This is a genomic window from Thermoflexus sp., assembly GCF_034432235.1.
GTDB lineage: Bacteria > Chloroflexota > Anaerolineae > Thermoflexales > Thermoflexaceae > Thermoflexus.
In genome coordinates, this window is record NZ_DAOUCJ010000078.1 from 29,648 (window position 1) to 47,701 (window position 18,054).

Below are 18,054 nucleotides of genomic sequence, written 5' to 3' on the forward strand. Positions count from 1 at the left end.
CTCATGGGGATGGCGGGAGGCTTGCTGGCGCTGGGATTGTGCATCGGGCTGGCGAAATTTCGGCCTGCGGCCCGTCCCCATCTATCCCTTCCCGTCGCAACGGCGCGGGTGATTCTGATCACCCGCCTTCCAACGCCGAGCCATCCACCCTCGTTTTTACCCTCACCCTCACCTTCCCCCACGCGGACACCGCGGGCCCAGCGAATGGTGATTACAGGAACGGGAGGCATCGGCCTGCGGCTGCGAAAAGGGCCGGGGCTTCTCTACCCTGTAGTCACGATCCTGAAGGAAGGAACATCCCTCCGGGCATTCCCGGACTCTGTCGAGGCGGATGGCCTGCGCTGGCGTCGGGTTCAGACCGAGGATGGAGCCTTCGAGGGATGGGTGGCGGAATCCTATCTGGCCCCGGCGGAATAGCGCCTTGAAGACCCTCTCTTCACCGGTGGATTTTCTGGCTGGGAACCCCTCCCCGAAACGGGGAGGGGGGATTTTTATGCTCCCCCTTCCCTACGAGGGAAGGGGGTTGGGGGGGTAGGTCCAAGAACCCCTTCCCTACGAGGGAAGGGGGCCAGGGGGGTTAGGTCCGAGGACTCCTCCCCCTCCCCGTGTCGCACAGGGGACTGGGGAAAGATTCACGTCAGCTCCGGCTGGATCAGCCCGTAGTTGCCGTCTCGCCGGCGGTAGACCAGGTTGATGCTGGCCGTTTCTGGATTGTAGAAAATGAAGAAATCGTGGCCCAGGAGCTCCATCTGCTCGATGGCCTCCTCCGGCGTCATGGCCGTGATCTCGAACCGCTTGATCTTCACAATGCGTCCCGCAGGGCCGCCGGTTTCTCCGGGGGAAGCGGACTCCAGCGACTCCGCGCGGATCCTCCCTTCCCGGCGCCCTTTGAAGCGTTCGATCCGCCGTTCCATCTTATCCACCACCAGGTCGATCGCCGCTAAAAGATCGGCGTGGCGCTCCTCGGCGCGCAGGAGGATACCTGGGGTCATCCGCAGGGTGAGCTGAGCGATCTGACGCTGATCCCGGCTTCGGGTGTTCTCCTGGGCCAGCTCCAGCTCGGCCTGAGAGATGGTAGGCAGAAATCGCTCCAGGCGCGCGATTCGCTTTCGGGCATATGTTTCAATCTGATCGGTGATCTCGATGTTCCGCCCCCGAATAATTAGCTCCATAGCCTTCCTCCATTGGCGCAGATGGAACTGGAGTGCTATCGCTGGCCTTCTCCGGGTGGACCCGGGGGTCCGGCCTGACCCCTAAACCGGGCCTTTCTCTTCCCTTTCAATGAGGCTCGCGGGGAAAGCGTGACCGCTCGGCCTAACAACCCTCCTGTTGAAGGATCACGCGGGCCAGGGTGAACCCCCAGACCGATCGGGCCCCTGCCTGATAGAGGGCCGCCGCGCAGGCCTCCAGCGTCGCCCCGCTGGTGCACACATCGTCCACCACGACGATCCGCTTCCCTAATACCCAGCGGGGATCCGCCATGAAAGCCCCGCGCACGTTCTCCCGACGGGCGTTCTGATCCAGTCCGACCTGGGATGGAGTAGACCGAACCCGATGCAGCGCCTGAGGGCAGAACGGAATCCCCACGCCTTCCGCCAGGGCCCGGGCCAGCATGGCGGCCTGATTGTATCCCCGCTGGCGCTGGCGCGCCCTGGAGGTGGGGACCGGAACCAGCAAGTCAGCCTCCATCGCGAAGCGGGCCCATCCTTCCACCATCCCCACGCCCAGAGCCTGGGCGAGACGATATCGCCCATGGAATTTTAGCCGATGCAGCGCCCGCCGGATGGGGCCCGAATAGAGGTAACAGGATCGGACGCCGTCCAGATGCAGGGGATCCTCTTTACAGCGTGGGCACCGCCCTTCCTTTGACCAGGGGATACCACATAGAGAACAAACGGGAGGCATCAGCGGGCTCGCGGCGGTGTCACAGGTCGGGCACCAGGACCACCCGGGGCGCCCGCATCCGGCGCAACGAGGGGGGAACAGGAGGTCGAGCGCCTCCTCCCTCAGGCGAGCGATCCACCCGGAGAAGCGAAACGAGGACAAGGGATCCCTGACCGTTCCGAGAAATTCAACGCGGGAAGCCGCCGCTGAACTGCTTGATCACGATCAACAGGGCCGGTCCCAGGAGGACGACAAACATAGCCGGGAAGATCAGGAAGACCAGCGGGAAGAGCATCTTGATCGGGGCCTGTCGGGCCAATTCCTCGGCCCGCTGCCGGCGGCGCAGGCGCATCTGATCTGCCTGGATGTGAAGCACCTTAGCGATGCTGACTCCCAGCTGCTCCGCCTGAATGATCGCGGCCACAAACGTGGTCATCTCCGGTAGATCCACGCGGGCAGCCATATCCCGCAGCGCGTCCTTCCGCGAGCGCCCGAGGGCGATTTCCTGGAGCACCCGTGCGAAGGCTTTCCCCAGCTCGTTGTTCCATCGCTCCGCCACCCGCTGCATGGCCGCATCGAACCCCAGCCCGGCCTCTACGCAGATCACCAGCAGGTCCAGGGCATCCGGGAGTGTTCTCAGGATCTCCTTCTTACGCCGGGCGATCTGTTGATTGAGCCAGAGCATCGGGTAATAGAAGCCCAGTCCGCCGATCGCCAGGCTCAGGGCCCATCGCTGGAGGGCCGGGGCGCGCAGCAGCAGCACATAGATCAGGCCGAAAAGGAAGAGGCCGGCTATGATCCGCAGCCCAAAGAACTCCGCCGCCCCCAGGCGGACCGGGTTGCCCGCCAGCTCCAGCCGGCGCCGCGTGTCCTCGATGATCGATTGAGGCGTGAAGCGGCTGATGAATTCCGCGATCTGACGAAGGATGGGGACGATCACACGCTGGGTGAAGGGAATCGAAAGCTCGACCTCCTCCAGTGTCACCGGCACATCCCGGGCGGCGAACTCTGCCAGGCGGGCCTGGAGCACCTCTTCCTCGCGGGGGGCGCCCAGGCCGATCACCAGGGCCACGGCGATCACCCCTACAGCCAGAATTCCTAAGATCAGGACCAGACTCAACATCTCCTTACACCTCGATCTGGACAATCCGCCGGATTACGAAGTAGCCGACCAGCATCATCACCGCTGTGCAGGCGATCATGAAGTAGCCTAGGATCCCACTGTTGAAGAAATTCAACATGTAGTTTCGATTGATCCCAAACAGGACAAGACCCAGGAGAATCGGGAGGACCATCAGCACATATCCGCTGAGGGTTTGCTGGGCCGTCAACGCCCGGATTTCCCCCTTGATTCGCACCCGCTCCCGAATGGTGAAACTGATGGTATCCAGGATCTCCGCCAGATTTCCCCCTATCTCGCGATGGATTAAGATCGCCGTGACCAGCATCTCCAGGTCATCGCTGTGCACCCGACGCAGCATGTTCTGGAGCGCCTGATCGAGGGAGAGACCCAGCTGTTGCTCTTTCACCACCCGATCGAACTCGGTGGAGATCGGCGGGGGAAGCTCGCGGGCGACGGCCTCCATGGCCTGAAGAATGCTGTAGCCGGCGCGCAACCCATTGACCATCAGATTGATGGCATCGCCGAGCTGGGCATTGAAGGCCTGGAGCCGTCGTCGCTGCCGCCATGCGACATAGAAGCGTGGCGCAAAGAAGCCGGCGATCAGACCCAGCATGGCCAGAGGAACGAACCGGAAGAACAGCTGGGCCAAGAGGAGCCCTATCATCGCCGTCAGGATCTGGATGACCAGGAACTCCCCCGGGGTGACCTTCAGATCGGCCCGGGCCAGTTGAAGCCGCAGGTCCTCCGCGAATCCCCGCCCGGCGATGGCCCGATTCAAGCTTTCGCTGAACGGCATCGTCCGGCGAGGAGGAGTTGGGCGAGACGGCTCCTCACCCCGACGCCCTGGACGAGGAGCGGCATATCGCTCCAGCCGCTCGACGACAATTTCCTCCTCTTCCCCGCCAAAGATATAGAGAAGCAAAAGGATGAGGATCAGAATCCCTCCTCCGACCAGCACATACGTTTGCCAGGCCATGGCTTCCCCCTGCATCTTTCATTTCCCACGGCCCGGAGGGGTCTGGGAAGGGAAGAAGAGCCATCCCCTTCTGGAATCCGGGCCAGCCGGCACAAGAACCGGCCGCTACCTTCGCCCGGCGCCGAAAATCGAGGGCGGCAGCCGGATGCCGGCTGCCTCCAGGCGGTCCATGAAGCGGGGGCGGATCCCGGTCGGGATCAAGCGGCCAACGATCTTTCCACCTTCCATCCCATATTGCTCGAACTTGAACAGCTCCGTGGTGGTGATCACCTCTCCTTCCAGCCCCTGGATCTCCGTGAGCGAGATGATCTTACGGGAACCATCGCGCATGCGCGCCGTCTGGACGATCAGGTCGATCGCCATAGCGATCTGCTCCCGGATCGCCCGGTGGGGCAGATCGGTCCCCGCCATCAACACCATGTTCTCCAGACGGGCCAGGGCGTCGCGGGGGCTGTTGGCGTGGATGGTGGTCATGGAGCCCTCATGGCCGGTGTTCATCGCCTGGAGCATATCGAAGGCCTCACCGCCGCGGCACTCGCCGACGATGATTCGATCCGGACGCATCCGTAGGGCGTTGATCACCAGATCCCGCATGGTGATCTCGCCTTTCCCCTCGATGTTGGGCGGGCGGGTCTCCAGGGTCACCACGTGCTCCTGGCGCAGCTGCAGCTCCGCCGCGTTCTCAATCGTGATGATCCGCTCCCCCTCCGGGATAAATCCGGAGAGGATGTTCAGCAATGTCGTCTTCCCGGAGCCCGTCCCGCCGGACACCACGATATTGATCTTCGCCTGAACGCAGGCTTTGAGGAACTCCATCACCTCGGGCGTGGCCGAGCCCAGGCGGATCAGGTCGTCCACCGTAAGCGGCGTGCGGTAGAACTTTCGGATGGTCACCACCGGGCCGATGAGGGAGATGGGCGGGATCACGATGTTCACGCGGGATCCGTCCGGCAGCCGGGCATCCACGTAAGGCATGCTCTCATCCACCCGGCGCCCCAGCGGGGCGACGATGCGCTCGATGATGCGCATCAAGTGCTCCTCATCCTCGAAGACCACATTCGTCCGCTCGATCTTCCCGTTGCGCTCGATGTAGACCTTCTTGGGGCCGTTCACCATGATCTCCGTGATGGAGTCATCTTTCAGCAGGGGCTCCAGGGGGCCGAAGCCCAGGATCTCGGCGACGATCTGCTCAAAGAGCCGTTGTCGCTCCAGGCGGCTGAGGACGATGTGATCCTCCATCAGAACGGCATCGAACTTCTCCTCGATCATCGCCCGCAACTCGTCGGTGCGGGAGAAATCGAGAGTAGGCTCCAGTTCCGAGAGGAGCTTCGCTTGGATACGGCTCTTGAGATCCACATATGCATCCCGCATCCCCCCCGTTGTAGGGAGCGGACGACGAGGAGGGACAGATGAGGGTTCAGGAGTCGGGGCGGCGCGCGCCGGCTCAGGGTTCGGAGAAGTCGAGGGAGAGGGCTGGGCGCCCTGAATTCGCTTTAAGAGAGACATCACTCCACCTCCTTATGTTAACGTTTCCCCATGGCGGGAGAACCCCTTCCCACCCCTTCCCGCTTTCAACGACCGCTCCGTTTTCGTGCCTCCTCGACCTCCTGAGGGGCAAACAGCGCCTCCTCGACCCGCCCGGCCAGCTGGAGGATCGCCTGAGCGATGGGTTTGGATCGCTGGGCGACCAATGGGGCTCCTTTATTGATGGAGCTCAGCACGGTGATCTCATCCCAGGGGATCTGAGCGCTCACCGGATGCTTGAGGGCCTGCTCCACCATCTCCGCGGTGATCCCGAAGCGGCGATCCATCTTGTTCAGGATCATACGGGTCTTCTGCGGTGGGTAGTTCAACTGGGTGATGACATCAAAGAACAGGCGAGCGTTCTTGATCGCCGGCACATCGGGGGTCACCACCAGCGCGATCTGTTCCGCCTCGTCCAGGATCAGCAGCGTGGCATCAGTGAGCTGGGTGGTGGTGTCGATCACCACGATATCGAAGAGGGTTCGGGCCATGTGCAGGATCCGCTTCATCGCATCGGCGGTCACATACTCCGCCAGCTCCGGACGTGGGGGGGCCAGGAGCACTTTCAACCCGGAGGCATGGGACACCAGGGAGAGGGTGAAGGCCTCTGGATCCATCTCCTCCAGCCGGGCCAGGTCCGCAATGCTACGGGGCCCCTGCAAGTTCAGGAACACCCCGATGTCTCCAAAGGGCAGCGAGGCGTCGATCAGGGCCACGCGGCGCTCTGGCTTCTGCAAAGCCACCGCGAGGTTCACGGCGATGAGCGTGGTGCCGACTCCTCCCTTGGGGCTGTAAACCGCCACGACCTTCCCCTGGGCGCCACGGCCACCTCCGGGCAACGGCCCCGTTGGAGGCAGCACCGGCGGCGGCCGGCGCATCCGATGCACCCGACGAACGGTGGCCACCAGCTCGTCGGCCGAGAAGGGTTTGGAGAGAAAGTCCCGGGCTCCGGCCAGCATCGCCCGCCGCAGATAGTCCGCATCGCTCTGAACCGACATCATCACCACCTGGGTGAGGGGCGCCACCTCCATAATTTGCTCCACCGCTGCGATCCCGCTCATTCCCGGTAGGTTGATGTCCAGCAGGACGACATCTGGCTGAAGGTCCCGGGCCAGCCGAATCCCCTCCTCTGCGCTGGCTGCGCTGCCCACCACCTCAATGTCCGGCTCAAACATGAGGAGCTTCTTCAAATTCTCCCGCGTCTCGTGGACATCGTCCACGATCAGCACACGAATCCGCGAGTCCGCCATTGGATCTCCTCGACGAGCACAGTCTGGAATGCCTGAACCGATCGGACGGGAGGTCCACCCTTGTCCTCCCTGTGTCCTACCCGGGGCTCAGCGGCATGGCTCCCGGGCGAATTGATCGGGACAGCCTGGCGTGTTATCGCGAGCCAAGCCGAAGCGTCCCGGAGGCGGAAGCGTGATCCCGATCCGCTGGATCAGCCAGCCCAGCGTCACCGGATCCGTCCGCGCCAGCTGGTTGTCTGTCGGATTGCGCAAGGCCAGATCTACCACGGCCCCCGATTCCCGTAGCCACTGCAGGATCAGGGCCTCCTGAGGGTCCACCAGCAGCGTGATATATTGATGACGCGGCATGGGCGTGGGCGTCGGCGTGGGCCCAGGAGCAGGCGTCGGTCCGGGGGTTGGGGCAGGGCGGCGAGGCGACTCGAAAGGCCCCACGGAAAGAACTTCCACGTTCTGAAGGACCAGCTGGCTGACCGGGAGGACCGTCTGCTGGTCCGGCTTCACCACAGCGACCTGAGCGGCAGCCCCCGGCTCCACCCCCAGAGCTTTCAGGCGGTTGAAAAGATCCTCATCCAGGATCTGGGGATAAAACTCTCCCTCCGCCCCCTGCTTAACGGGAACAAACCGGAACGTCACCAGGACATCCACCCGATCTCCAGGCGCCAAGTTGAAGGCCACCGCGCCCGCCTCATCCACAGGGATTGGGAAGGCCACTTTACCGGGTGGCACGAAGAAGCTGGCGTCGGATCCCCGCCGTCCCACCTCCGCAGGCTGGACCGTCAGATCCTCCGGCACGATGGGCTTCTGTCGGGGGATATCCACCCGCGCCACCTTCCCGATCACCGCCTTGGGATCGGTGAAGGCGCCCTCTGGAAGAACCTCCACCGGCCATCCCCGCAGCGTCACATCCGATTCGCTGATCACGGCGCCACGAGGGATGTTCTGCGCGGCGATCACAATGGATTGCAGGAAGGGTGGCGTAGGTGTGGCCGTTGGAGCAGGCCCCGCCGCGAAGCGCGGCAACAGCCATAGCGCCGCTCCCATCAAGACCAGGATCAGCAGGATCAGCAACAACAGCGTCCGATTTCTGCGCCGGCGCATTCCCCGCCTCCAGTGGATAATCTCCCGCGTTCGCCTCGAGTGGATGGCTCCAGGCTGGTTCCACCGCAGGCCCGGTCTCCACCCGGCACCGCTCCTGGAAGACAGAAGCTTCTTTGATTACCGTCTATTATATGCCTTTTCCAATTTTTCGGAATAGGCGCTGGGTCCCTGGGGTCGGGCTTTCCGGGTAATGCCTCTGGATGGGATGGGAAAGTGCTCCCTTGAAAGCGTCATCATGAGGGATCTCCCCTTCGCCCGCGGGACCGCCGGTGCCACGCCAGCCAGACCGCCAGCAGCGCCAATCCCCCTCCGGCCACCGGCCCCCACAACGCCCCGCCTGTCTGCGGCAACCGCGCCGCATCCAGACGCGGCGGAGCTGTTCCCTGCACCGGGCCGTGCCATTCCCCCGACGGGGGTGGCGGAGGCGGAGGAGGAGCGAGAGCCCCCGTGGCCCCCGGGGTCGGAGATGGCATAGGGGAGGGCGTGGGAGTGGCTGTCGAAGGAAGGGGGGTGGGCGATCCCAAAGGCGTAGGGGTATATGTCGCCGTAGGCCCAGGGGGCAATGGAGTAGGCGTTAGACCGGGTGTGGGAAACCCAGAACCCGTGGGCGTCGCCGTCGGCACTGGCGTCCCGGTCGGCGTGGGGGTTGGCGTGTCCGTTGGGGTCGCCAGCGGTGTGGCCGAAGCGGTCGGGGTCAGGGTCGGAATGGGCGTGGGAGTCCAGGTCGGGAATGGAGTAGGGGTTGGAGCTGGAGGGGTGGGGAATTGGGCTTGCGCCCGATCGTTCCCTCCCAACATCCAGCTGACCCCCAGCGCCAAGCCCAGGCCGATCCGAAGCCCTCCTTGCTTCCACCAGCCACCTCCTCGGATCGGTGATCCTGCCCACCTCATCCGGTCCCTCCCCTTATTCTCAATTTTCGTTCGAAGGCAAGGGGTCCAGCGTCGTCTCCATGGACTGGAGGGATTTTACTGCCGAATCCTGGGATTGGGAAGGTCGGGCTGGCTTGACTCCAAAGGGGAATCATCCAGACGCTATGGAGAGACCCGGCTCGGGAACAACAGCGAAGCCCAGTTTCCCCATCCGCTATCGCAGGATCAGGGGGAGGAAGACGGAATATCCGCCAGCCCGGACAGGAACAGTAACGTTGTTGTCTTCCCGCGTCTCCATCACGCATCCCCGGCCTGGAAAGCCAAAGCCGGGCGCGTAAGCATCCACCGTGGCACTGATCCAGGCAGGACCTGAGAGCGTCAGCGTGAACGTGCCTGAGGCCATCTCGCCGGGGCGTAGCCGGTTCATTCCGAAGAACAAATAGTCCGATCGCACCGGGACGCCGTTCACGGAGAATCCCACGAGCACCCAGTAGGGAGCGCAGAGCGGGGATGAAGTATCCAGTGGACGGGCCGTGCCGGGCCCGAGGTTGGTGACAACCACAGTGAGCGTAACGGTGCGGCCATCGAAGCGCACGGACTCCGGCGGAATGGCCGCCACCAAGTCCGGCCCGGCCAGGGCGGTGACGTCGGAGGCCTGGAAGGCATCCATCAGGGGAACGCCGGCCGTCCCGAAGGAGCGGGCGATGACTGTGTTGGTGAAGGCGACCACGTCGGAGAGATTGGCGGAGATGCTGATCTGAGCCCTCTGGACGAAGGAAAACGTGGCCCGCGGGCCCAGGGCGGGCAGCGTAATCACCGCCTGCCCCCACCCAACGGGCGGGTCCACGAAAGCAATCCACGGCCACCCGGTCAGCGTGTCGGTGATCCGGATATCCGTGACCGTCACCCACCCGGTGTTGGTGACCGTGATCGTGTAATCAAGCACATCTCCGATGTCCGCCTGACTCCGGCCATCGGTTTTGGAGATCTCGAGAGCGTAGGGCTGACGCACCAGGTGGGCAACACTCCCAAGCGGAATCGGGATAGCGCCGGAGAGGGCCGCGGTGGCGGTGAGCCACACGCCATCGGCGATGAAGGCGGGCTCCGTGATCCGTACGGTCCAGGTGAGGGCAGCAGCCATCCCCGCGCTCAGGCCGGGCAGGTCCCAGCGGAAGGTCGGCCATGTGTCCGTGAACACCGAACCGATGGAGACCTGGACGCCGTTGGGAATCGGGACGATAGGGCTGGGAAGCTGGCCGAAGATCTCCAAAGCCCCACTGGCTGCCGACGCCGTGTTCGTCACTCGAAGCGTATAGGTGAGCAGCGCCCCCGGGGAAACGATGCTCCCGGCAGGCGGAAGGGCGCCGAGCGTGCCGGTCAGCGCCGCCACCGGATGGATGACCGGGTTGCTGGCAAGCGAGCCGAACTCATCGGTCTGCAACACAGCCTGGTTCTGGATATCGCCGCCTCCTGCGGACACGGTGACGGCGAAGGAGAACGTCAGAATCCCACCCGGGGCGAGGGAGGCGATTTCCCCCAGCCATCCGCTGGGGGAGACCGTCCATGAGAGACCCCCGGAAGCGGAAGCGGAGCCTCCCACGTAAGCGGTTCCAGCAGGGAAGAAATCGACCAGGCGGAGGCCATGCAGGGTGGCGCCGCTGTCGTTCGTCAGGACAACCGTGTAGGTGATCCGATCTCCCGGTCGCACCGAGCTTCCTCCCGGGGGCGCGGCTTGCTTCCACCAGGTGGGCGGCCTGTCCGGGACCTCATAGCGCAGATCGGCCCGGAGCAAGAAAGGCGCCGTGAGGGGGTTTGTGGTGCTGAGAGCCACTTCATACTGCAGAGACTGAACATAGAGACTGAGGGGAATGGAGAGCGTAACCACCCCCGTCTCGGTGAGCGGTGTCCATGCGCTCCAATCACTCCAGGGGAAGCCATCCTGGCTCTGGGATCGAATACGAACCGCGGCGTCTGTTCCGGGCGGATGCAGAAACTGAAGATCCAGAGTCAACAGCAGCCGTCGCCGATCCAGATGGAAGGGTGGGGCCAGATAGCGCCCATTGGATACGAAGAGCCCTGCTCCCTCCGCGCTCAGGCGGCCGGCGTTGATATGGGTCAGCGGGATGTTGCCATACCGGCCTCCGATCACATAAACCCAACCATCCGGCAACACCACCATGGCATGGGCGCTGCGGGGCGGCGTGATCAGGCTGGTCGCCGTCCAGGTGATGACCTCCCCCGTGTCCGCGAGCACACCCGCTCGCACATCCCGGCTGGCATCACTGAAGTTGCTTTGCAGACCCCCACTGGTCAGCAGGAGGCCGTGATAACCGATGGCCGCCAGATCCACCAGATTGTTATCCAGGGGCGTAGTGCGCGTGAAGGGTCCAAGGAGCGTTCCGTCCCCCAGAGGCGCGAACCAGACCTCGAACAGCGGCAGGCTGTTTGTCCCGGTCATTCCTCCGATCACATAAAGAGCACCCTGCTCGGCGACTGCCGCGTGCCGCCACAGGGGATAGGGAAGCGTCCATGAAAGGACTTGCCAGCTGGTGATCTGACCCGTGACCGGGTCAGGCCGCGCTGCGTAGATGAGGTCACGAACCTGCAAGCCCTCTGAAATCCCCCCCAGCACATAGATCCATCCACCCCATGCGACAACCGCCATGTTCGTCAGGCTGATGGGCAGAGAAGCCGTCGTCGTGAACGGCCCCAGGGAGCCGTCCGGCTGGATCCGGGCATAGACCACCGTCCGCTGCGGCGCCCCCGGGGCGATGGCCGGCTGGTTTTGCCCGCCGATCACATAGAGAAAATTGTTCACCACCACCGCCCCTCCATACGCGATCCCGGAAGGGAAGAAGTCCGCGAGGTTTGTCGAAACCGTCACCCAGGAAGTGAGATCATGATCGGAGCGGACGGTGGCCGATTGCACAAGGGATGGGCCGGCGATCATGTCGTTGCTCGAGGCCAATCCTCCCAGGACATAGAGGCGGCTCGCCGTATAAACGGCCATGTGACCCCAACGGGGGATCAAACCAGCGGTCACCACCGTGGTGATCCACTCGCCGCTCAGCCCGGCTCGAAGGAGGGAGACGGCGCCATCTCCCATATTCGCCAGCCCGGTACGGAGGAACTCTCCCGGGCTGAAATCGGCCAGGGTGGTCTGAGAGAGGGCCTGGACGCCCGCCTCAACCCGGCGGCCCATAGACAGAAGGAGAACGAGAAATCCCACCCCTCCCAGGAGAAGCCCTGCTCCAACCCGATGCCAACCCCTGCGCGACCCCATAGCCCGGATCCTGGGTGGAGAGATGGAGATCGGACCCGCTGGAAGCCTCCTCATCGGAACAGGAAGAGTTGAGGAGGTGTGGTCGGGCAAGCGTTCTCGTTATAGGTCAGCTGGAAGTTTGCCCCGGAGACATCGACTTCGTAGCCGAAGATGGCGCCGTTCCCGGTGAACCCCTGGCTGCCCGAGAGGTTCACCAGGCCGTTTGGGGCGTAGATCAGGCCTTCCCATGAGATCCGGGAATACGAGAGCTGGATCGCCCCGTTGTTGGTGTCATTCGAGGTCGAGAAGAACAGGAGCTGCCCCTTGCCATCGGGCTCCTTGTAGAACCCCCTGAAGTAGGCCTGATCGTTGTTCGAACTCGTGGACTTGATCGATCCATTGGTGACGACAGTGATGGTGACCGTCCCCCCGCCCTGGATCGTGACATCGCCGTCGACGACGTAGAGCCCATCGCAAAGTTTATAGGAGCCCCTACCATTGCTCCCGGGGGAGGGACAGCGGCCGCTGGATTGCAGGGTGATGGAGTCCTTGAAATAATACCGCCGGCTGGAATCGACCTGGTTCCATTTCGCGCCGCCGGGCAGGAAGTCCTCATACCGGTAAAACTGCGGCATCGGGATGTAGCTGCCCTGCTGGGTGGTCTGGCATGTCCCGTTTCCTTTCTTCTGAGTCACGTAATCGCAGACCCCGTTGATATACATTTGCTGGCTGATGTTGATATCGGCGTTGGAGTGGATGTTGCCGTTGACGACCCCAGCCTGGCCGCCGCCGGTGGCCTTGAGCACGTTAGGCTGGCAGTTGCCGGTGCACCCCGCGAAAATCGCCCAGCCATTGCAAGAAACCGGGGGCTGATAGACCGCCACCGCTTCGGCACTCACCCGCAGGTTCGCCCGGCCGATCACCTGTGCGATGAAGGCCGGGAAGGGATTCCAGACCACCACGCGAATCCCCTTGACCTCTTTGGTGCCGATCTTCGCCGGCACGAAACCGCCACCGACCGGGCCGAGGACGTTCCCATCCGCGTCGGTGTAGAAGACCTCGATATTGTTGTTATAAGCATCTCCCGGTTGACCAGAGGTATCCGGGATGCCGTGGGTCTCTACAGCGGCGTTCACTGCCTGCCGCAGGGATGCCTCCAGACAGCCATAACCATGGGGATTACTGCACCATGGTTGGGGGTTCCAGAGAAAGCGAGCCCCGGTCAGGGCGCCAGCGTCCGCCCCGTTCTGAGCCCGCCGGCGCTGGCCGTAGGCATTGCTGCCATCCAGGGCCAGGGCCGTGAGGGCCAGAAGGCCGATGAAGGCGATCGCGATGAGCACCAGCGCCTGTCCACGATTCCGCCCTTCCATCCTTCCGCCCATGGGAGCACCTCCTGATCGGTCCGTATCACGCCTCACGGGCATGCCCCGGATCCATGGTTTAGGGCCCGTTGCACCGCGTAAGCCCGCAGCCTCACCTCTGGGCCGAACATCGCCTGCATCACCGGCGTGATCATCGTGAATGAATACAAGGTGGAAACCGTGATCGGCGTCCCGAAGCAGATCTGTCCCGGATCGTTCGGCGTGATCACAATCGTAACCCGGTAGGGATCCAGAGGAGTTCCAGGCGTCTGCCGGATCGCGATGAACGTCCGATCGTAAGCGTTATTGGGGGTCGCGCATGAAGGCCCGTTGGCCGCACTGATGCAGCGCGGGTTCATCGCCGCGTAGAGCGCCCCCTCGCCCGCCGCATCCTGGATCGCTACCCACGCCATATACATCCGGCCCAGATCCAGCACCCCGGTGAGCAACAGCAACAACACGGTGGCGGCCAGGGCGAACTCCACCAGGCTCTGGCCGCGCTGGCGATGATCATGGGAGCAGGGATTCCCGCCGGATCCCATCGTCCTCTCCCCTCGCGCTCACGGCTTGGGCATGGCGATCCCGCTGATCGGGACCACGGAGCGCATCCCGGCGAAACGGAGCGGCAGGTTCGATACGAAGGGCCGGATCAGCGGGGTGGCCGCGCTCACCTGAGATTGAACTTCCACATAGACCAGGTCGTTCAGGGCCAGGACATCCGTGGTGGGCAACTGAGTCTGAGCCGGATCCGAAGAGCACCTGCCCAAAGAAAGGAAGGACCCACTCCCATTGGGACGACGATACTCCACCGTCATCGTCACCTGGCTCTGGGGCGTCAGCGCCAGTGTCCCATAAGCCCGGTTCAGGATCTCATTGCACTCGGCGACGGTCACCTTCCCGCGATCCGCATCGTTGCCCCGATGGATGGTCACAGCGGCCGCGCGCAACGCTTCCCGCGCCGCGTTGGAGACCTCGGTGTAGATGAAGAGAACGCGGCCGAACTCCATGATGCCCAGCATGAACAACAACAGCACCGGGAGGACCAGGGCGAACTCCACCAGGCCCTGCCCCCCACTCCTGCATCCCCCCCGCGACAGTCTCGCCGGTATCCGGAAAGTCATAAATCTCTTACCTCCTTGTAAGAAACCGCCCCGTCCGATGGGGAGGTTACGGGCCCGTTCTTCCCACCCCTGCCGGACCTTCGGGCTATTGACGGTTTGAGAATTTTTAATATAATCTGGGGGAGGGAGAAATGAAAGAAGGCCCAGTTTTATAAACCGTTTTAGATTTAGAAGGCCTTTGGGATACGAGAGGGGTCGATGCGTCGATGGGTATGGAGGGGGCGGAGAGCCCAGAGCATCGTGGAGCTGGCGATCCTGCTGCCCCTCTTCCTGATCCTCATCGCCGGCCTGACCGAACTGGGGTTCGCGATCGCCACGTATCTTTCCCTCCAGGACGCCGTGCGGGAGGCCGCCCGCTTCGGGGCCGACGGCGATCCCTGTCTGTATGCCGATCATCAGGAGGATCCCCGAGACCCCGGTGCCGTTTGCGACAGCGATCTCTTCATGACTCCTGTCTCCCAGCGCTTCGATGAAGCCTTCCGTCCATACGCGCTGAACGCAGGCCTGGGGGATGATCTGGTGATCTCTGCTTTCGGCATCCGACAGGACGGCACGCTGGCCTGGCGGCTCCCCCGCAATGCCCCTAACGGGTGGTCCCGTTTCCACAATCGGAGCTCCCGGGTCACAAATGCAGCGATCGCCGCCCAGATCGGCCATTTCCCCAGCAAAGGCGTGCTGGTGGTGGAGGTGTATTACCACTACCGCCAGCGTCTGGGTCTGTTCACCTGGGCGTTCCCCGAAATGATCCCGATGTATGCATCGGCCTGGATGCCGCTGCCTTCTGTGGATCCGATGGAATGAACGAGGCGCGGGTCTGCAGGGCTTCTCCGGCGCCCTAAGGGAGATCAGGAGGTGGAGCGATGCGCCGCCGCGGGCAGATTGTGGTTCTCTTCGCCTTGATGCTGGTGGGGCTGCTGGCCCTGGCCGGCCTGGCGATGGATGGCGCCCGCCTCTATGCTGCCCGACACCGCCTGCAGCATGCCCTGGATGGAGCGGCCCTGGCCGGCTCCAACCAGTTCCGCGTCGGCCGCACCCTTGCCGATATCCAGCAGGCCGCCCGGGATTTCCTGACCGCCCAGGGCTTCGATGTGGCCAACATCCGAGTCTATACATGCGATGACCCAGGCCCTTACGCTGCAGAGCTCTGCACCACTCCCCGTCGCAAGCTGGTGCGTGTCGAAGCAGAGATCGTCGTCCCCATGACCTTCATGCAGGTGGTGGGCTGGTCGAGCGCGCGGCTCTCCGGCTCCGCGACCGGGGAGGCAGCCTCCGTCGATCTGGTGCTGATCATTGACAACTCGGAGTCGATGGCGTATGACACCCGGATGGTGCTCGCCCAGGGCGACCCCATCGTCTGCATCCCCACGGACTCCCCCAACCCCAGTCCGGCGTGCCCCAAGCCCCAGAGGCCACACTTCTGCAACCCCCAGGATATTTGTGAGCCTTTCCGCTCCGTGCGCCAGGCCGCTCAGGAATTCGCCGCGCGGATGTATTACCCCTACGACCGCGTGGCGGTGGTCTCCTTCGACCGTCAGGCCCGCCTGCTGGTGGATCTCAACGGGGGAACGAGCCTCGCCACTGTTCAGAACGCGATCCAGAGCATCCGGGTTTATGATCCCGCCCAGAACTCCCAAACCGCGAAATGCGCCGGGATGGATTGCACCTCTGGAAATTGCCGTCCGGTTCCTGTGCTGGTGCCGGGGCCAGGGATTGACCCGCGCCCGTGCCCCAGCAGCAACGTCCAGGGAGCTCTCCGCCTGGCCTACAACGTCCTGGCCACCCAAGGACGGCCAGCAGAGACCGGCGCCCTTTGGGCCATCGTGATGCTGAGCGACGCCGCGGCCAACGCCACGGACCCCTCTCCAGGCTCGCCGGATCCGGCGGCGAGGGACTTCGGGCTCTGCCCTCGCTATAACCCATCCCCCGGCTGGGGTGAGCCCACCTGGTATTGGGGGGATCCCGACTTCCGTCCGTTTTGTCAGGATGGCGACTTCGAAACGCGTCATGTCCCAGCCGATCTCCGATATGATGCGGAGGACGCCGCGCTCGATATGGTGGATGTGCTCCGGGAGGCCAACGTCGTGGTCTTCTCCATCGGCTACGGGAGCGGAATGCACGGTCTGAAGGTGCGCCCGGGCCAGGGACGGGATCCAGACGTGGGGGAGAAGTTCATGCGCTACCTGGCCGACAGCACCGATGGCAACAATCAGGCGGACTGCCTGCAGGGCGGGAGCGACTGGTTCAGCCCGGGCGCGGCCTGGAAGCCGCAGGGGCAGTCATGCAGCAACTATTTCTACGCGCCGGACGCCGCAGCGCTGCAGCAGATCTTCCGGGAGATCGCCCGCCGGATTTTCACCCGTTTGAACCGATAGGCGGGCTTTCCGTCGCATGGCTGAGGAGGGGGAATCATGCGCCGAATGGCCCAAGGGACGCTGGAGTTCGCCGTGGCCCTGCCGATCTTTCTCCTTCTGGTTTTCATGGTCATCGAGCTGGCCCGGGTGTTCTACGCGTGGGCGACCATCGAGAATAACGCGCGGGCGGCGGCCCGCTATCTCTCCACTGGGCAATACGACCCGGCCTTCTGCCTCAACGGCTGCGCGGATGAGGCGGATCGGGAACAGGCTCGGCTCCGGGCCGGCCTGGAACGGGGTCGGGAGATCCTCTACGGTCTCCTGATCACGCAGTTCGGAGAGCAAGCCGGAGGGCCGGGCTCCGATACCCCGGGCTTCTATGGGGTCACCATCTGCAGCAGTCGGCCGGGCTTTGAGTTCGATCCGGCTACGCTGCGCTGCGTCCCAGGGAACGATGCCGGGGGGCCTGGGGATCGGGTCGTGGTAGTGATCCGCCACAATCATATGATCATCACCCCCCTCCTCCGGCCCATCGTTGCCCATATCCCCCTGATCGCCCGCCGCGAGGTGATCAACGAGCGCTTCCGGACCGTCCGCCTGTTGGGGCTGCCGCCGAAGATCCCGACGGTCGTGCCGCCGCCGACGCCCACGTTCACGCCGGCTCCCACGGATACCCCCACGCCCACGCCGCCGCCGACGGATACGCCAACGCCAACGGCCACCTTCACGCCCAAGCCCACCTCTACGCCAAAGCCGACCCGCACGCCCACACCGACGGCTTGCCCGCCCTCAATCTGCACGCCGACGCCGACTCCCACGCCCACCCGTACCCCCACGCCGACCCGGACGCCCACGCCGACGCCCACCCGCACACCGACGCCGACGGTGTGCCCGCCCTCGATCTGCACACCGACACCCACTCCTACACCCACCCGGACGCCGACGCCTACCCGCACTCCTACGCCGACGCCCACCCCCACGCCGACGCCGCTGCGAACGCCCACATTGACTCCCACCCGCACGCCCACCCGTACCCCTACGCCGGCGTGGACGCCCACGCCGACGATGACGCCCACGCCGGGTGGCTTTGACGGGTGAACCGAACGAAAGGGACGGGGGGTCAAAGATGCCAAGGGGGAGGATCCTCTGGCTTATGGGGCTCACCTTAACAGGACTGGGGCTTCTGGGCGCTCTGATCGGACGCGGGAGCGCCCAGACCCTTCCGCCCCCGCCCC

16 protein-coding genes and 1 pseudogene are annotated in these 18,054 nt (G+C 64.0%); 4 read left to right on the forward strand and 13 right to left on the reverse strand.

Annotation, left to right across the window (positions count from 1 at the left end; genetic code table 11):
- Nucleotides 1-3: 3 nt before the first annotated feature.
- Nucleotides 4-417, forward strand: coding sequence for an SH3 domain-containing protein (locus VAE54_RS09620; RefSeq protein WP_322801748.1), 414 nt, complete (start codon nucleotides 4-6; stop codon nucleotides 415-417).
- 215 nt (nucleotides 418-632) lie between these two features.
- Here VAE54_RS09620 and hpf read toward each other — a convergent pair whose 3' ends face one another.
- The 13 genes and pseudogenes from hpf to VAE54_RS09680 form a co-directional block, all read right to left on the reverse strand.
- The gene (gene hpf, locus VAE54_RS09625; protein ID WP_322801749.1) at nucleotides 633-1,172 is read right to left on the reverse strand and encodes a ribosome hibernation-promoting factor, HPF/YfiA family; all 540 of its coding nucleotides are present in this window, start codon (nucleotides 1,170-1,172) and stop codon (nucleotides 633-635) included.
- A 142-nt stretch (nucleotides 1,173-1,314) separates the two neighbouring features.
- Nucleotides 1,315-1,677 (reverse strand): ComF family protein, encoded by a 363-nt coding sequence (locus tag VAE54_RS09630; RefSeq protein ID WP_322801750.1) that lies wholly within the window; start codon nucleotides 1,675-1,677, stop codon nucleotides 1,315-1,317.
- A 174-nt stretch (nucleotides 1,678-1,851) separates the two neighbouring features.
- Nucleotides 1,852-2,046 (reverse strand): annotated as a pseudogene (locus tag VAE54_RS14635) (double zinc ribbon domain-containing protein); the annotation flags it as partial.
- A gap of 25 nt (nucleotides 2,047-2,071) precedes the next feature.
- Entirely contained in the window at nucleotides 2,072-3,007 is a 936-nt protein-coding gene (locus VAE54_RS09635; RefSeq protein ID WP_322801751.1) for a type II secretion system F family protein, read from the reverse strand.
- Nucleotides 3,008-3,011: 4 nt separating this feature from the next.
- The gene (locus tag VAE54_RS09640; RefSeq protein ID WP_322801752.1) at nucleotides 3,012-3,983 is read right to left on the reverse strand and encodes a type II secretion system F family protein; all 972 of its coding nucleotides are present in this window, start codon (nucleotides 3,981-3,983) and stop codon (nucleotides 3,012-3,014) included.
- Between the two features lie 105 nt (nucleotides 3,984-4,088).
- Nucleotides 4,089-5,489, reverse strand: a complete 1,401-nt coding sequence (locus VAE54_RS09645; protein WP_322801753.1) for a CpaF family protein — start codon at nucleotides 5,487-5,489, stop codon at nucleotides 4,089-4,091.
- A 65-nt stretch (nucleotides 5,490-5,554) separates the two neighbouring features.
- Nucleotides 5,555-6,757, reverse strand: a complete 1,203-nt coding sequence (locus tag VAE54_RS09650) for an AAA family ATPase (RefSeq protein ID WP_322801754.1) — start codon at nucleotides 6,755-6,757, stop codon at nucleotides 5,555-5,557.
- A gap of 87 nt (nucleotides 6,758-6,844) precedes the next feature.
- Entirely contained in the window at nucleotides 6,845-7,855 is a 1,011-nt protein-coding gene (gene cpaB / locus VAE54_RS09655) for a Flp pilus assembly protein CpaB (RefSeq protein WP_322801755.1), read from the reverse strand.
- A 233-nt stretch (nucleotides 7,856-8,088) separates the two neighbouring features.
- Nucleotides 8,089-8,745 (reverse strand): LPXTG cell wall anchor domain-containing protein, encoded by a 657-nt coding sequence (locus VAE54_RS09660; protein ID WP_322801756.1) that lies wholly within the window; start codon nucleotides 8,743-8,745, stop codon nucleotides 8,089-8,091.
- A 193-nt stretch (nucleotides 8,746-8,938) separates the two neighbouring features.
- Nucleotides 8,939-11,953, reverse strand: coding sequence for a hypothetical protein (locus VAE54_RS09665; RefSeq protein ID WP_322801757.1), 3,015 nt, complete (start codon nucleotides 11,951-11,953; stop codon nucleotides 8,939-8,941).
- 104 nt (nucleotides 11,954-12,057) lie between these two features.
- On the reverse strand, nucleotides 12,058-13,368 hold the full coding sequence (locus VAE54_RS09670) for a Tad domain-containing protein (protein WP_322801758.1): 1,311 nt from the start codon (nucleotides 13,366-13,368) through the stop codon (nucleotides 12,058-12,060).
- Nucleotides 13,369-13,400: 32 nt separating this feature from the next.
- Nucleotides 13,401-13,889 carry a TadE/TadG family type IV pilus assembly protein gene (locus VAE54_RS09675; RefSeq protein ID WP_322801759.1) on the reverse strand — a complete coding sequence of 163 codons (489 nt, stop codon included), beginning with the start codon at nucleotides 13,887-13,889 and terminating at the stop codon, nucleotides 13,401-13,403.
- Between the two features lie 18 nt (nucleotides 13,890-13,907).
- Nucleotides 13,908-14,468, reverse strand: coding sequence for a TadE family protein (locus tag VAE54_RS09680; RefSeq protein WP_322801760.1), 561 nt, complete (start codon nucleotides 14,466-14,468; stop codon nucleotides 13,908-13,910).
- Nucleotides 14,469-14,666: 198 nt separating this feature from the next.
- Here VAE54_RS09680 and VAE54_RS09685 point away from each other — a divergent pair, with 198 nt between their 5' ends.
- The 3 genes from VAE54_RS09685 to VAE54_RS09695 are packed head-to-tail and all read left to right on the forward strand — an operon-like array spanning nucleotide 14,667 to nucleotide 17,917.
- Nucleotides 14,667-15,269, forward strand: coding sequence for a TadE/TadG family type IV pilus assembly protein (locus VAE54_RS09685; RefSeq protein WP_322801761.1), 603 nt, complete (start codon nucleotides 14,667-14,669; stop codon nucleotides 15,267-15,269).
- A gap of 59 nt (nucleotides 15,270-15,328) precedes the next feature.
- Nucleotides 15,329-16,840, forward strand: a complete 1,512-nt coding sequence (locus VAE54_RS09690; protein WP_322801762.1) for a pilus assembly protein TadG-related protein — start codon at nucleotides 15,329-15,331, stop codon at nucleotides 16,838-16,840.
- 36 nt (nucleotides 16,841-16,876) lie between these two features.
- Complete coding sequence (locus tag VAE54_RS09695; protein WP_322801763.1) at nucleotides 16,877-17,917, forward strand: TadE family protein; 1,041 nt, start codon at nucleotides 16,877-16,879, stop codon at nucleotides 17,915-17,917.
- Nucleotides 17,918-18,054: the final 137 nt, after the last annotated feature.

Coding starts and splice junctions, on each gene's coding strand:
- VAE54_RS09620 (WP_322801748.1), top strand. CDS start 4: ATGGGGATGGCGGGAGGCTTGCTGGCGCTGGGATTGTGCATCGGGCTG.
- hpf (WP_322801749.1), bottom strand. CDS start 1,172: ATGGAGCTAATTATTCGGGGGCGGAACATCGAGATCACCGATCAGATT.
- VAE54_RS09635 (WP_322801751.1), bottom strand. CDS start 3,007: ATGTTGAGTCTGGTCCTGATCTTAGGAATTCTGGCTGTAGGGGTGATC.
- VAE54_RS09640 (WP_322801752.1), bottom strand. CDS start 3,983: ATGGCCTGGCAAACGTATGTGCTGGTCGGAGGAGGGATTCTGATCCTC.
- VAE54_RS09645 (WP_322801753.1), bottom strand. CDS start 5,489: ATGTCTCTCTTAAAGCGAATTCAGGGCGCCCAGCCCTCTCCCTCGACT.
- VAE54_RS09650 (WP_322801754.1), bottom strand. CDS start 6,757: ATGGCGGACTCGCGGATTCGTGTGCTGATCGTGGACGATGTCCACGAG.
- cpaB (WP_322801755.1), bottom strand. CDS start 7,855: ATGCGCCGGCGCAGAAATCGGACGCTGTTGTTGCTGATCCTGCTGATC.
- VAE54_RS09660 (WP_322801756.1), bottom strand. CDS start 8,745: ATGAGGTGGGCAGGATCACCGATCCGAGGAGGTGGCTGGTGGAAGCAA.
- VAE54_RS09670 (WP_322801758.1), bottom strand. CDS start 13,368: ATGGGCGGAAGGATGGAAGGGCGGAATCGTGGACAGGCGCTGGTGCTC.
- VAE54_RS09675 (WP_322801759.1), bottom strand. CDS start 13,889: ATGGGATCCGGCGGGAATCCCTGCTCCCATGATCATCGCCAGCGCGGC.
- VAE54_RS09680 (WP_322801760.1), bottom strand. CDS start 14,468: ATGACTTTCCGGATACCGGCGAGACTGTCGCGGGGGGGATGCAGGAGT.
- VAE54_RS09685 (WP_322801761.1), top strand. CDS start 14,667: ATGCGTCGATGGGTATGGAGGGGGCGGAGAGCCCAGAGCATCGTGGAG.
- VAE54_RS09690 (WP_322801762.1), top strand. CDS start 15,329: ATGCGCCGCCGCGGGCAGATTGTGGTTCTCTTCGCCTTGATGCTGGTG.
- VAE54_RS09695 (WP_322801763.1), top strand. CDS start 16,877: ATGCGCCGAATGGCCCAAGGGACGCTGGAGTTCGCCGTGGCCCTGCCG.